Genomic DNA, 14558 nt, shown 5'->3' with positions numbered 1-14558 from the left:
GCAGTTTGCACAGTAGCGAGGAACCGTCTCATGAAGGTAAGACCTCTCATCTGCCCGCGTTGTGGGGCAGACCTCTCTCCCGCAGGGGAGAGAAATGCCTACAAGTGTCCACGCTGTGGTCTGAACGTCGCGCTCGATTTCTCTTCGGTTGAGGGGATGAGCGAGGAAGAGCGCGCGGCGGTTCTTGAGCGCGACCGAGCCCGGGCGGAGAGGGATAGGGCGCGGTTCGAGCGCGACAGGGAACGCGCGGAACGCGATAAGGTTCGAGCCCCGATTGAAGCAGAAATGCAGGTGAGACGGCTGGAACGCGAGCGGGAGAAGGAGCGGAACGACAACATAATTGGGTTCGCCGCACTCGGCCTGCTCATCGTGCTCATGCTCTTCTGCCTTCTCATGGCCAACGCCCCCAGCATCGGCGCTCTTTTCACGGGTGATATCGCCGTTCCCGCGTCTTCTGGCGATCTGGAGGGAATCTTATATTCCGACGTGGAGCAGCGGTTTGCGGACGCCGGATTCACCAATATCGAATGCATAGACCTCAACGACCTCGATTTGGTTGGCGGGTTCTTCAATAGCGACGGCTCGGTGGACCACATCACAATCAACGGGGAGGATGACTTCAGCTCCTCCTCCCATTACCCGTCAGATGCGACGATCAGAATCTACTACCACTCGCATCCCGACTAATCGGACTCGCTGATTATGATTCAGGCCCCGCACGGGTCCTTCTCTTTGTGACACCTCCCGACAATGGACCCGTGAGGATGTGGGCCTATCAGGGAGGGGGTGTCCGGCATGAGGGCGAAGCTCACCGAGGAGCTGATAGAGCAGATGGCCGCGCTCAAGGGCGATGGCCTCTCCAACAAAGATATCTGCCGGGCAGTGGGCATCCACGAGGCAACACTGTACCGTTGGCTCTCCAAGCCGAGTGGGAGGCTGCATCGCGCGTTAGGCGAGTCGCTAAAAAAGGTAGAGACCGACTATAAACGGACGCTTCTCACCACCATCCGCGAGGCGGCCACCAAGAAGAACGGCCAGTGGACCGCAGCCGCTTGGCTCCTGGAACGCAAGTATCCCGACGAGTACGCGCAGACAACCCGCGACAAGGGCGAGCGCGCCGAGGCGGCTCCTCAGATTGTGCTCGGCGTGGCGGTTGGCGCTGCGAAGCCGAAGGCCGATGAGGACGAGCTTGAGGGCGAGGCGGGCGGTGCCGATGGTTAGCGCCGCCGACCTGTGCATCCCGCGCTTCCACGATGTGCTCGGCGACGTGATGGCACATGGGCACACGCACTACTGGCTGCACGGTGGCCGAGGGAGCACGAAGTCGAGCTTCATCAGCCTGTGCATCGTTCTTCTCGTTGTGGCTTTTCCTTATGCGAACGCGTGCGTGGTGCGGCGCTTCTCCAACACGCTGCGTGACTCGGTGTACCAGCAGGTGCTCTGGGCGATCGAGGCGCTGGGGCTCTCGGCGTACTTCAAAGCGAAGCTCTCGCCGATGGAGATCGTCTACCTGCACACGGGGCAGCGCGTCGTCTTCCGGGGCGCCGACGATCCGCTCAAGCTCAAGGGCGTGGAGTCCACGCGCGGCTACTGCGCCGTGACGTGGTTCGAGGAGCTCGACCAGTTCGACGGCATCGAGGCGGTTCGCTCCATTCTCAACTCGCTCCGCCGCGGCGGCGAGGACTTCTGGATCTTCTACAGCTACAACCCGCCCAAGACGATGTGGAGCTGGGTGAACGTGGAGTGCATCGAGCGCAGGCGGCGGGCGGACACGCTCGTTAGGCGCTCTTCGTACCTCGACGTGGTGGAGACGCGGCCAGGGTGGCTCGGCGCGCCCTTCATCGAGGAGGCGGAGTACCTGCACGAGGAGAACGAGCGCGCATGGCGCTGGGAATACCTCGGCGAGGTGACCGGGACGGGCGGCGCGGTCTTCGACAACATCGTGGAGGCCAGGCTCACCGACGAGCGTGTGCGGGGCTTCGAGCGGGTGCGAAACGGCGTCGACTGGGGATGGTTCCCCGACCCGTGGCGCTTCGTGCGCTGCGGCTGGGAGCCGGGCGCGCGCAGGCTCACCGTCTTTGAGGAGCACTCGGCCAACAAGACGATGCCCGCCGACACGGGCCGCATCGTGGTGGACGCGCTCACCTACGCCGACGAGCCGGGCGCGGAGCCCTACTTCCACGACCAGCTGGTGTGGTGCGATGACACGCCCGACTCCAAGGTGCAGATGGCGGTCTGGCGGCGCGAGCTCGGCATACGCGTGCACCCGGCGCGGAAGGCGCGGATGCGCAGGCTCTCCTACGACTGGCTGGCGGGCCTGCGAGAGATTGTCATCGACCCTGCGCGGTGTCCGCGGACGTTCGAGGAGTTCACCTGCAAGGAGTTCCTGCGCGACCGCGACGGGCGCTGGATCGACGAGATCCCCGACGGTGATGACCATTCCATCGACGCGGTGCGCTACGCAATGATGGACGACGTGCTGAGGGGGTGACGGGCGTGTTTCTCGGCATATTCAGCTACCAACTGAAAACGCAAGGTGACGGACGTTCTTCTCGGTGCGTTTTGCACTTGAACCGTGAGGAGCGCGGCGGATGCGGGGAGCTGAGGATATGCGGGCGGGTTTCTCGGCATCCAAAGCTAAAGCCTGTGGCGTATGGGAGGGATGTGCGGCGGCGTGTGGCGGAGGCGGCGCGTTCTTCTCGCCAAGCGAAAGAAAAGGAGCGGGGGCTGGAGGAGCTGCCAGGAGAGCCGGTTGGGCGCGAACGATGGAGGGCGATGTAGATGGGGCAGGCGTACGAGGAGGAGTACTGGGTGCCGGAGCACGTGCGGGAGTACCTGCGGGCGCTCGGGTTCGCGCTGCCGCTCGAGGCGATGGAGCCGCACATACGCGCGTGGCACGAGTGGATGCAGGCGTGTGGCTCGTTCTACGACTACAAGGACACCGACGGCGTTGGGCGCATGTACGAGGTGCACAGGCGCTCGATTCATCCGGCAATGCGGGTGTGCCGGGAGTGGGGGTCGCTGCTGCTGAACGACAAGACGCAGGTGGTGTGCGGGACGCAGGAGTGCACGGACTGGCTCGAGGGGTTTCTCGCCCAAAGCGGCTTCATGGCGGCGGCACAGGCAACCGTGGTCAAGGCATTTGGCATGGGGACGGGCGCGTGGACGCTCTGGGTGGTCGCGCCTGCGGGCGTGTGCCCCGTGTACGAGACGGGCTCTCCCTATCCCACCTTCGCCATCGTGAAGCCGGCCGTGGACAATACGCGCGTGGACATGAGCCCGTACGGGCAGAGCGTGTTCGCGGACGCGGTGGACGCTATCCAGGCGGTGGACCTCGCCTTCGACGCGATGATCTCGGAGATCGACAACGGCAAGATGCGGGTGTTCCTGAGTGACGTGATGTTCGACCAGGAAACGGACGGCAGGGGGCGCAAGGTCTCGATACCGTTTGGGCGGCAGGACTGCACCGTGTTCCGGAAGGTGATGAGCACGGAGGACACGATTCAGGAGTTTGCGCCGGCGCTGAGGACCGACGCTCAGGTGAGGGCTTTCAGGTGCGCGCTGCAGATGCTCGGCGACCTGACGGGCTTCGGCCTGGGGTACTTCGACTTCGACGGAGCGGGGTACGTGAAGACCGCGACGGAGGTCTCGGCGGACAACTCGGCGCTGATGCGCAACATCCGCAGACACGAGCATGCGCTGGAGAGCGCTATCGCTGGGATATGCAGGGCCGTCATGGCGGCTTCGCGCTCGCTCGGGGTCGAGCTCCCGGACGAGGGTGAGGTGCGCGTCACGTTCGACGACAGCATCATCACGGACACGAGCGCCGAGAAGCGCCAGGACATGGCCGAGGTGGGCGTCACCATGAACGCCTGGGAGTATCGGCAGAAGTGGTACGGCGAGGACGAGAAGACGGCCAAGGCGCGTGCCCGTGGGTTCGCGAGGGGCAAGGCTTCCAATGGTGAGGATACCTAGCGTTCGCTCCAGAGGAGGAAGTCGACCTTCTTTACGGGGGTGAGCCAAGCGTAGTCGGGAAGGAGCTCGTCGAAGAGCCGTATGTTCTTCTCGGCATCCTCCGTAGCCAGGTAGGTCTCGTACCAGGAGACGATCTTCCCGTACACCTCGACGGCGTTCTCGAGCTTGGCCTGCGCCGTCGTTCCCTTGAGCCTCAGGCCGAGCCTTGCGAGCACCAGGCTGTCCCATATCGACCTGTCGGGGTGGAGCGTGGCGATCATCTTGCTGGTGAAGGACGCCTCCACATTGCCCGTGAGCTCGTTCATCTCGCGCAGCACGTCCTCGAACGCCATGGAGGGGGTGGCCTTCTCCCTCTCCATGATCGCGTAGTAGCTCGACTGCCACTCCGCGTTCCTGCGCACGCGGTAGAAGCGGTTGTAGAACCGCTGGAAGTCGGCGTCGGAGCTGACGTCGGTCTCGCGCACGGTGCGCTGTATGCGGGCGTAGCCCTCGAGCCCCCACGCCCGTCTATGGTGGTGGGCATGGCCATGAGGCTCGCCTCGCTTTCGGTGGACGATTGCAGGAGCAATTGTAACGGCTGGGGCGGCGTCCGGGGTGGCATGTGGCATCGGGTGGGCTGCCAGGAGCCCGCAGGCGCTCTCTGTGGAGCTGGCGAGTTCGGGGGTCGCAAGAGGGGCTGTCGCGGCTCTGGGACGGCTTCTGGCAGGCGCTGCTGGGCGTCGGCTGCTGGTGGAGCGGCTGGGAGGCGGATGCCGGTGGCGTGTGGTGGCTGCTGAGTTGCCGCCGCAGTGAGCCTTTGCCGCCCGCGCTGGCTGTTGGACTGGACGGGCGCGGACGAGCGCGTGACGGCAGCAGACCGGACGAGCATGCGTAGGGTGTGCGCCGCTGGCCGGGCGTGACGCACGCTGACCACGCGCCCCCGTTGACCTTGCATTAGGCCGGGCGGCGGCGTAGGGCGGGCTGAGCACGCGGCCGGAAGCAGACCGCGAAGCGGGCTGCTGTAGGCGCGTATGCGAAGACCGACCGAAGCCGACGGCTGGCCGTACGGGAGACTCCCATGGGCGCGTGGGCTGCATGTGGCACGAACGGCCCGAGCGCACACCCGGAGCGTGGGCGGCCGGGCTGCGGACAACTCGAGGTTGGTAGCGAACGGCCAGGCCAGCAGCCAGGGATGGCGGCAAAATAAACTCGAGAAGAGCAGACGCGCTTGTTTTGCTGGCTCACCAGCAGCGGATTATCCCGCCTGTGGAATCGCTAGTATAACCCGCCTATTGCCTCATTCTCATCGATTCTTCTCGCTGGTAAAATAGTTTGGTTATACTTATCGGTTTCTGCTTGCCTCTGCGGCAGCAGTCTGTTATGGGAAGAGCGAGAGCAGTGGCAAGCGAGAGCTCCATCGACGTCAAGCGGCAGGTAGATGCCGTATTCAGCATAGCGAACAGTCTTCGTGGAACATACCAGTCGGACAAGTACAAGGACGTCATCATTCCGATGATTATCATCCGTCGACTGGAATGCGCCATGGCGGATACGCGTGATGCCGTCTGCTCCGCATACGAGAAGAACAAGCACATACCCGATGCGGTTCTACGGAAGATTTCGGGATTCCCGTTCTACAACTACAGCCGCTGGACGCTCGCCAAGCTCTTGGTTGAGCCGCAGTCGCTTGCGCGAAACTTCAAGAGTTATCTTGACTCTTTCTCGCCCAACATCAAGCAGATCATCAGCGACCTCGACTTCAAGAAGCAAATTGACAAGATGGCGAAGGGGGCCAAGCTCACGGGAGTGGTACGCAAATTCGCAGACCTCGACCTCGACCCCGATACCGTGAGCAACGTGGCCATGGGATACATGTTCGAGGAGATCATCCGACGCTTTTCTGAGAATGCTGAGGCTGGTGATCACTACACTCCGCGCGAGATCGTGCGACTCATGGTTCGCCTTGCCCTTGCCGAGGGATGCGACGACCTAACCGAACCTGGCAAGAACATCAATGTGGGGGATTTCGCCTGCGGAACGGGCGGAATGATTTCCTGCGCCCAGGAGAAGCTCGCCGAGATGTGCCCCGATGCGACGGTCTATCTGTACGGTCAGGAGGTCAACCCTGAATCGCATGCCATCTGCCTTGCCGACATGCTCATCAAGGGACAGCGCGAGGACCGCATCAAGCTTGCGGACACCATGAAGGAAGACTGTTTCCCAGGCGAGTTCATGCGCCTGTCGCTCATCAATCCTCCGTTTGGACAGCCGTGGGGCGGCAAAGATGCCTCTCAGGGCGTGGAGAAGGCCGTGGAGAAGGAGCACCTTAAGCCCAACGGGAGATTCCCGGCGGGACTTCCCGCGAAGGGCGACATGCAGCTCCTTTTCATGCAGCACGTAATTTACAAGCTCGATCCGCAATACGGGCGTGCGTGCATCATCTCGAACGGCAGCCCGCTCTTCTCGGGAGGAACGACATCGGGCGAAAGCCAGGTGCGCCGTTGGTTGCTGGAGAACGACTATGTCGAAGCCATCATCGGCATGCCGACCGACCTCTTCTACAACACCGGCATCGGAATCTACATCTGGGTTATCTCACGCAACAAGCGGGCGGAACGTCGCGGCAAGGTGCAACTCATCGATGCAACCGACATTTGGGAGCCGATGAGGCGTTCGCTCGGCAAGAAGCGCAAGTTCATTTCAGAAGAGCAGGCCGAGGAGATCACGGGGCTCTATCACGCCTTCGAGGAAAACGAGCGCAGCCACATTCTCCCCTGCGAAGAGTTCCTTTACAAGGAGTATGCGGTCTACCAGCCTCTTCAGCGAAGCTACTGCATCTGCGACGAGCGCATTGATGCTATGTGCGAGGGCCAGTTCATGCGCGGCATGCACGACCCCGCGAAGGTGGAGGAGCTGCGACTCATCGACGAGGCGGATCGCAAGGACAAGGAAGCGAAGCTGCTGGCCGATCTTGAGGCAGCCGAGCCGGTCTTCGAGCAGATGGTGCAGATTCTACGTGACAACGTGAGTGATGAAGTCTGGTACGACCACAAGGCGTTTGAGGCGCACCTGAAGACACTCTTTGCTGATGTGCCGGATTACCGCAAGGGTGAGACGCCTGCGCAGCGCAAGGCCGTCATAGAGAAAGTCATGTTCTCTCTGTCAGTCATCGACAAGGATGCGCCACTTCGATACAAGCGCGATGGCAGCGTCGAGTACGATCCGGCGACCAAGGACACAGAGATCGTTCGCTTAGCCGAACCCGTCGAAGACTACTTTGCCCGCGAGGTGCATCCATACGTGCCTGATGCACAGTGGTTTGACGAGGAGACGCCCAAGGTCGTACGGACTGGAGCGGAGTTTCCGTTCACACGCTATTTCTATCATTATGAAGCGCCACGACCGTCCGGGGAACTGCTTGACGAGTTCCTGCAGCTTGAGGACGAGCTTGAAGAGCTGGTTGGTGAGTTGAAGTGAGTGAGCGGAAGAAACTATGGTCGGGCGATGTCCCTGAAACTTGGAAGGTGGCGCCGCTCAAGCATTGTATTGCGTTCCGCTCCGACTCGCTTTCGGAAGGTACTAATCCGGATTACTGGTTTCGTTACGTGGACATAGGCTCGGTGACCGCATGTAGTGGTGTCACTGGTTACGCGGAAATGGCGTTTCGCGATGCGCCCTCCCGGGCGCGTAAACGTGTGCGACGCGGCGATACGATTGTCTCGACGGTAAGAACATACCTGAAGGCCATCGCACGCATTGAGGATGATGAAGACGTCATTGTGTCCACGGGTTTCGCCGTGCTTGAACCTTGCGAATTTGATTCTTTATATCTTACGTTCCTGATATGCAGCGACTTGGTTTGCGAAGAAATCGAGCGACGGTCCTGGGGTATAGCCTACCCAGCCATTTCAGAGACATCGATGAGTTCAATCATTGTGCCAATACCGCCACTTTTCGAGCAGCAACTGATTGCTGACCACCTGCGAAGGGCCTGCGCGAAACTCGACAGTGCCTGCTCGGTGCTTGAACGGCAACTACAAACTCTCGACGATTATCGAAAGTCCCTTATTCAGGAGACGGTAACCAAAGGGCTGGATCTCACTGTCGACATGAAGCCGAGCGGATATGAGTATCTTGGTAGCATTCCTTCAACTTGGGGAATGTCACCATTGCTCTACCTTGGCGAAATGCAGAACGGCATCTCGAAAGACGGCGATTCCTTTGGCAGCGGTTACCCATTCGTAAGTTATGGCGATGTCTATCGAAACGTCTTCCTACCACGTGCCGTCGAAGGACTGGTAGAGAGTAATTCAGAAGAACGATACAGATACTCGGTAAAGAAGAACGACGCGTTCTTTACAAGAACTTCGGAGACTATTGACGAAATTGGCTTTGCGTCGGTCTGCCTAGAAAGCATTGAGAATGCTACGTTTGCCGGCTTTCTCATTCGGTTTCGACCCAATACATGCAAACTCAACATGCGATTTGCGGCATACTACTTCCGCTCCGAAAACCTACGCGCCTACTTTGCGCGCGAGATGGTTTCAGTAACACGCGCGTCATTGAGCCAGAATCTTCTTGGCAGATTGGTCGTACCGCTGCCACCGCTTGATGAACAGGAACGGATCGCAAATTATCTTGATAGCAAGTATTCAGTGGTTGACCGTCTTATCGCTGGTAAGCGCAAACAACTCGAAACCCTACGCGCCCAGCGTCAGTCCCTCATCTACGAATATGTTACCGGCAAGCGCCGCGTTGTTTAGGATACGCCCATGACTGTACAGAACCCACTTACCGAGAAAGACTTCCAGCAGCTCGTTTATGACGGGCTGGAAATGAACGGCTACATCAAACGCGGCAACTTCGAGTTTGATTCCAAGCGCGCGATGGACCCTGGCATGCTCATGGCGTTCATCGAGGACACGCAGCCCGAGACGTTCGAGAAGCTCTGGAACCTGTTCGACGGCGACATCGAGGAGGGCATCTTTAATCGCGTCGCCACCGATATTGGCAGGCGTGGACTCATCCGCGTGTTGTGGGACGGCGTCGACTTCGATGGCGTAGCCACGCTTGATCTCGTGTATCCGAAGCCGTCTGCCGTATTCGACCCCAATGCTGTCAGGCTCTTCGAGGAGAACGACCTCTCGGTGATGCAGGAGGTCTGGCACAAGGAAGACGAGCGGATTGATCTCGTAATCTTTCTGAACGGCTTGGCAGTATTCACTATCGAGTTGAAATGTAACTCTGCCGGAACCAGCTGGGACTATCGCGAGGCAATACGCCAGTACAAGGAGGACCGCGACTGCACAACGAGGCTGCTCGACAGCAAGGCGGGCGCTCTCGCACACTTTGCCGTAGACCTGAACGAGGTCTACGTATGCACCGAGCTGAGAGGCAAAGAATCGTCGTTCCTGCCGTTCAACAAAGGCTGTAACGAGGGTGGCGATGCTCATGCGACCGGCCCTGGTAATCCGCCGAACCCGCGAGGGCCAAGATCGGCGTATCTCTGGGAGGAAGTTCTTACCAAGGACTCCGTCTTTAACCTCATCTACGACTTCATCTACATGGCGACCAAGCGCAACAGGCAGGGCAAGAAGGTTGGCGAGACGCGCATCTTCCCACGCTATCAGCAGCTTCGCGCCGTTCAGAAGGTCGTCGATGACATCTCGCACAACGCTACCGCACGGAACTACCTGATCGAGCATAGCGCGGGCTCGGGAAAGACCAACACCATCGCATGGCTATCGCATAAGCTCGCGGCAACGTATCTGCCAGGTACCGATTCGCCGCTATTCGACAAGGTGGTCATCGTGACGGACCGTCGGGTTGTCGACAGGCAGCTCCAGGACACCGTGCTCGATACGGCCAAAGAACCCGCCATCGTGTGCGTAATGGACAAGGGTAAGACCTCGGCCGACCTCGGGCGTGCGTTGCATAAAAGCTATCGCATCATCGTGACGACCATGCAGAAGTTCCTGCATCTTGAGCCGGGCACCTTCGAGGGCGAGGGCAGTCACTTTGCCGTGCTCATCGACGAGGCCCATGGCTCAACCTCGGGCAAGACGATGCAGGCCGTGAACAGCACGCTCGCAGAAGGCGTCGAGGAGGATTCGTCGCTTGACGAGCTCTCCGCATTCGTCGCAAATGACATCGCACGTTCTGGCAAGCAGCCGAATGTCACGCTCATCGGCTTCACTGCGACACCGACCGGCAAGACGCTGCAGCAGTTTGGCCAAACCGACGCATCCGGCCAAAAGGTGGCTTTCGATCTGTACTCCATGAAGCAGGCCATCGAGGAGAGGTTCATCCTGGATGTGACCTCGAACTACGTGACCTACGATTCGTATTGCAGGGTCGTGAAGGCGATTGATGACGACCCCGAGCTGGAATCCAAGGCCGCAAAGCGGCAGCTGGCACACCTCATCTCGGTTGCACCGGGGACCATCGAGGGCAACCTCTCCGTGATGGTCGACCATTTCGCGTCAACGGTTGCCATGACGCTTGGCGGCAAGGCGAAGGCGATGGTGGTGACAGCTGGACGCGAGGAGGCCGTACGCTACTACCTCGCCTACGAGGGGATGCGGAGGGCCCACATGCAGACAATGGGCTCGTACCGCGCCCTCGTGGCGTTCACTGGCTCTGTTTCTGTTGACGGGACGGATTACACGGAGGTCGGCATCAACGGTTTCGCCGAGGAGAAGCTGCCTGACTACTTCGACACCGACGACTACCGCATACTGTTTGTCGCCGACAAGTACCAGACGGGCTTCGACCAGAACCTGCTTGCTGCTATGTATGTGGACAAGCGGCTATCGGGCATCACCTGCGTGCAGACGCTTTCGCGGCTCAACCGCATCTGCCCGCCATACGAGAAGCGCACCTTTGTGCTCGATTTCCGAAACAGTTACGACGATGTGAGGAAATCGTTCGCCCCTTATTACGAGGATACGTTGCTCATTGAACCGCTGACCATCGATGATGTGAGGGAGACCGAGCGCAGGCTCCTCGGCTATGGCATCCTCGACCTCGATGACGTCGAAGAGTTCAACACGCTGCTCGCGAAGGCGCATCGGACCAATAGCGAGAAGGGCCGCATGTGGGCGCTACTCGACGCTGCCGCCACGCTGGTTAGGGCGATGGAGGAGGACGAGGCCGACGAGGTCAGGCGCGTCATCAGGAACTTCATCAAGCAGTACGGCTTCCTCCTGCAGGCTGCACCGTTCGTGAACAAGAACATGCACATGGAATACAACTTCTGCGTGTCACTCATTCGCGAGATTGACTCCGGCCATGGTGGTGGGAATGATTTCAACATCGCTGATAAAGTCTCGCTCGAAGACTTCACGGTCGAGAAGTCGGGCGAACACGTTGATGTCCCTCTTGAGCCCGAGCCTGAGGTTCACATCCCGAAGGGAACTGGCACCGGTCTTGCCGAGGACCAGTATGAGAAGCTTTCGCGCATTATTGAGGAGTGGAATGCCAGATTCGGGTTGACGCTCGATCCCGTGGTGCATGCGGGGTCGCTCGTCTCGCTGCTTGACACGCTCCGCGCCGACCCGAAGGTGCAGCAGAGCGCAAGGGTCAACACTGCCCGCGACTTCCGCAACACGGTGGACGATCGCGCTGAGGACGCGTTGGTCAAAGACTACGACCAGGACAACGAGTGGTATGGCTTCCTCTTGAACAACGAGGAGGCCCGCAGGCAGCTGGTTCACGCGTTTGTCGATGACGTATATCGGAGCCTGCACGGCGCTGGCGATAACTCACCGCAGGAATAGATTCTGATAAGGGGCGCAATATGGCACGACTGAAGACCATGACAACGCAGTTCATTGATGGCGAGCCCAACGGGGTGCGAATCTGCCGCTGCACGCTCTCGACCATGACCACGGTGTTCGTGCCGAGACCGCTCCTCTCCCGCGCAAAGCAAATTGCAGACTTGCCGATGCGCGGCATCTACTACCTCATCAACGACGAGGACGGGGCCATCTCTCGTTTGTACGTTGGACAGACCAAGCAGGGCATCGCACGGCTCGACGACCACAACGCCAAGAAGGACTTCTGGAACAAGGCGATACTGTTCCTCTCGGATGACATTCAGTCGTTCTCGCTCGATAACGTGAGCGCACTTGAGAAGTTTGCCATCGAGCAGGCGACCGCATCGAAGCGGTACACCGTGGAGAACAAGGTCGATCCGCGCTACGTGATCGACCAGTACCAAAAGCCCACCGTCGAGCAAATCTACGAGGAGATCGCCTTCGTGATGGGCACGTTCGGCTACCAGATCGAGGATAGCGATGACGCGTTGGCGGACGTGAAGCTGTTCTACACTTCGCGGCGCGGCGTGCGCGCGCGTGGTGTGTATACGGGCGACACGTTCGATGTGCTTGAGGGCTCACCTGTTGACCTTAAAGTGAAGCCGAAGCTCGACCGCTACGAGAAGCTGCGGCAGGAGCTGCTGGCGTCCGGTGACCTAGTCCAGGATGGCGATGGCGGACGGCTGGTGAAGACGGTTTCCTTCTCGACGCCCAGCGGCGCAGCCGACTTCGTGTTGGGTGGGTCCAACAACGGATGGATTGAGTGGAAAGACGGCGACAAGCAGACGCTGGATGCGCTGTATAGGAAGTAAGACGGTCGTGGACGAAGCGGGTTTCTACAGACTGCGCAGCTAATATGTGACCTTTACCTACTATGTAAGTTGAGAGTGCTAACTGCCGGACAGATGCTTACAGTTACCCAAAAATCCAGCAACGTGAAGCCTTCGATGACGCCAGGGGGTATATACTTTCTAATTCAAACTTCGGCAGTTTGAAACCAAGCGAAAGGAGGAGCCTTGATTCCTGAATTGCAAGAAATCGGTGCAGTTCGCAGGGTTCTTCCGCTTGGCCGATATCAGACGACCATGGATGAGCTACGCAATAAATACGTACCCGAAGACAATGCAAATCGCCGTGAGATATGGGATGCATTCCAAGAAGTAACCGCCGTCGTGCAGCAAGCTTATGGAAGGCTCTCGGCTGTATGGATTGGCGGCAGCTTTATCACCTCAGAGGAAGTGCCGCACGATATCGACGTCGTCTATCTGGTTGATGGCGATGCGTATAACAAAGCTGCCAGTGACCCGAGGGGCCAGTTCATTACGCAGGTTCTTCTGCGCAAGAACCCGCTCGTCAAGCGCCTGAACGACCGTGTTGACTCCTACTTGCTGCCAGTGCCGCCAACTGAGTACGGGTACGACTACAACTACATGGTGACACGTGGTTATTGGGACCAGTTCTGGTCGAAGGCACGTTTTGCTGAAGGAAACGATCGCTGGCATTATCCGGCTGCAGGGTACCTGGAGGTGATTATCGATGGCTACGACGCCTAACCTCGATGACTATTTGTCCTCCCTGGGCTTTGACCCCGATGTCACCTATACGGTGCCAGAGAACCCTGCTGATGCGGCCCTGATGGGTGTGAACGCCTTTGTCCGCGAACACTCTCCAGAGGACGACCCCGCGTCTATTGGTGTGATTCACATCACCGGACCTTCCGTAAAGGGTCACACCGCACCGCTCAAAGCCGTCGGCAAGTTCCTCTCGGCCCTGCAAGACGGTGTTGATGCAATTGGGGCTTCCATTCAGGGAATTATGACTTCTGCAGGCGCATTGCCATTCAGCGTTACCGGTAGGACACAGCTTTCCATGGTGGCATCGCCAATGCCTGGCTCTGTGGTCATACAGGTCGCTCCAACGCTTGACAGAATATCGGACCTCTATCCCGAGGGGAAGGACCAGTCGCTCTTCGATCTCGAGGACGAAATCGGCGCGCGGCCTCTTGCCGACCTGGCGTTTGACGAATTCTCATCTCTGATTAAGGATCTCAACGTCGATGGGCCAGACAAGACGGATTTTCTCGACCGACTTACGGACCATGGCCCACGCGTGGCCTCTACCATGAAAGCCTTCTGTGATTCTGTCGACAAAGGCGCGCTTGACGTTGACTTCGAATGGGAGGAACCTGGTAGGCCGCCCGAGACGTCTAGATTGACGCATGAGACAGCTAAACACGCTTCCGTCGTCATTCAGAACGCAAATATCGATAGCGAGACGATTCACATCGTTGGCAAAATCCTGACTGTAACCATGTCGCAGAAAGATAAGCTCCGTGTCCTCACGGACAGCGAGCAAGAGATAACGCTCTCTATAGGAACGATTTCAGCTGCCGATGTAGTGACCCTGCATCCTGGCGATCAGGTTGACATCGAGGTAGAGCGGCGGGTCAGCCGTCGTCCAGGTGGTCGGAGCTACGAAAAGTTAATCGGAATCTCGCTTCAAAAGCTCCCTGGTCTTCAGGAATGAGATTGTGACAGAGTAGTTGGCTCAGCTACGAATCTAGATGAGCTTGTGACAGCCCCTTAGCCTACATACAGGTTAAGGGGCCGATTTCTTTGTCGGCCACGACACGAAAGGTGGCCGACATGGCCGGTGATAACTGAGTATTTGCCTCTTTTGATACCACCCATTATTTCGGCATGATACCGGCGGTATCGCGAACCGATACCGCCGGCGTCTCGAATGGGTACCGGAGACCCGCTTTCTACTCGGATCCGGCCCCCAGCT

General features: G+C 59.1%; 11 protein-coding genes. 10 read left to right on the top strand and 1 reads right to left on the bottom strand.

Features of this window, described 5'->3' with window-relative positions; translation table 11 throughout:
• The first annotated feature begins 30 nt into the window (after window positions 1-30).
• The 4 genes from I6E04_RS02150 to I6E04_RS02135 all read left to right on the top strand — a co-directional run bounded on the left by I6E04_RS02150 (window position 31) and on the right by I6E04_RS02135 (window position 3975).
• Window positions 31-687, top strand: a complete 657-nt coding sequence (locus I6E04_RS02150; protein WP_235421528.1) for a hypothetical protein — start codon at window positions 31-33, stop codon at window positions 685-687.
• Between the two features lie 108 nt (window positions 688-795).
• Entirely contained in the window at window positions 796-1221 is a 426-nt protein-coding gene (locus I6E04_RS02145) for a transposase (protein ID WP_235421527.1), read from the top strand.
• Complete coding sequence (locus tag I6E04_RS02140; protein ID WP_235421812.1) at window positions 1214-2491, top strand: PBSX family phage terminase large subunit; 1278 nt, start codon at window positions 1214-1216, stop codon at window positions 2489-2491. Before I6E04_RS02145 ends, I6E04_RS02140 begins: the two co-directional genes overlap by 8 nt.
• 290 nt (window positions 2492-2781) lie before the next feature.
• Window positions 2782-3975 (top strand): hypothetical protein, encoded by a 1194-nt coding sequence (locus I6E04_RS02135; RefSeq protein ID WP_235421526.1) that lies wholly within the window; start codon window positions 2782-2784, stop codon window positions 3973-3975.
• Here I6E04_RS02135 and I6E04_RS02130 read toward each other — a convergent pair.
• Window positions 3972-4439 (bottom strand): hypothetical protein, encoded by a 468-nt coding sequence (locus I6E04_RS02130; protein WP_235421525.1) that lies wholly within the window; start codon window positions 4437-4439, stop codon window positions 3972-3974. The two genes, I6E04_RS02135 and I6E04_RS02130, sit on opposite strands and share 4 nt — an antisense overlap.
• Before the next feature lie 913 nt (window positions 4440-5352).
• Here I6E04_RS02130 and I6E04_RS02125 point away from each other — a divergent pair.
• From I6E04_RS02125 to I6E04_RS02100, 6 genes are all read left to right on the top strand, one after another.
• The gene (locus I6E04_RS02125) at window positions 5353-7431 is read left to right on the top strand and encodes a type I restriction-modification system subunit M (RefSeq protein ID WP_235421524.1); all 2079 of its coding nucleotides are present in this window, start codon (window positions 5353-5355) and stop codon (window positions 7429-7431) included.
• Window positions 7428-8717 (top strand): restriction endonuclease subunit S, encoded by a 1290-nt coding sequence (locus I6E04_RS02120; RefSeq protein ID WP_235421523.1) that lies wholly within the window; start codon window positions 7428-7430, stop codon window positions 8715-8717. The genes I6E04_RS02125 and I6E04_RS02120 overlap by 4 nt, the downstream gene beginning before the upstream one ends.
• 9 nt (window positions 8718-8726) lie before the next feature.
• Window positions 8727-11732 carry a type I restriction endonuclease subunit R gene (locus I6E04_RS02115; RefSeq protein WP_235421522.1) on the top strand — a complete coding sequence of 1002 codons (3006 nt, stop codon included), beginning with the start codon at window positions 8727-8729 and terminating at the stop codon, window positions 11730-11732.
• 20 nt (window positions 11733-11752) lie between these two features.
• Window positions 11753-12583 carry a GIY-YIG nuclease family protein gene (locus I6E04_RS02110; protein WP_235421521.1) on the top strand — a complete coding sequence of 277 codons (831 nt, stop codon included), beginning with the start codon at window positions 11753-11755 and terminating at the stop codon, window positions 12581-12583.
• Between the two features lie 204 nt (window positions 12584-12787).
• Window positions 12788-13324, top strand: a complete 537-nt coding sequence (locus I6E04_RS02105; protein ID WP_235421520.1) for a DUF6932 family protein — start codon at window positions 12788-12790, stop codon at window positions 13322-13324.
• Window positions 13308-14297, top strand: coding sequence for a hypothetical protein (locus I6E04_RS02100; RefSeq protein ID WP_235421519.1), 990 nt, complete (start codon window positions 13308-13310; stop codon window positions 14295-14297). The genes I6E04_RS02105 and I6E04_RS02100 overlap by 17 nt, the downstream gene beginning before the upstream one ends.
• Window positions 14298-14558: the final 261 nt, after the last annotated feature.

It is taken from the genome of Collinsella tanakaei (assembly GCF_021531055.1).
GTDB lineage: Bacteria > Actinomycetota > Coriobacteriia > Coriobacteriales > Coriobacteriaceae > Collinsella > Collinsella tanakaei_B.
Note: the sequence above shows the minus strand (reverse complement) of the source record. Positions and strands in the feature narration are given on the sequence as shown.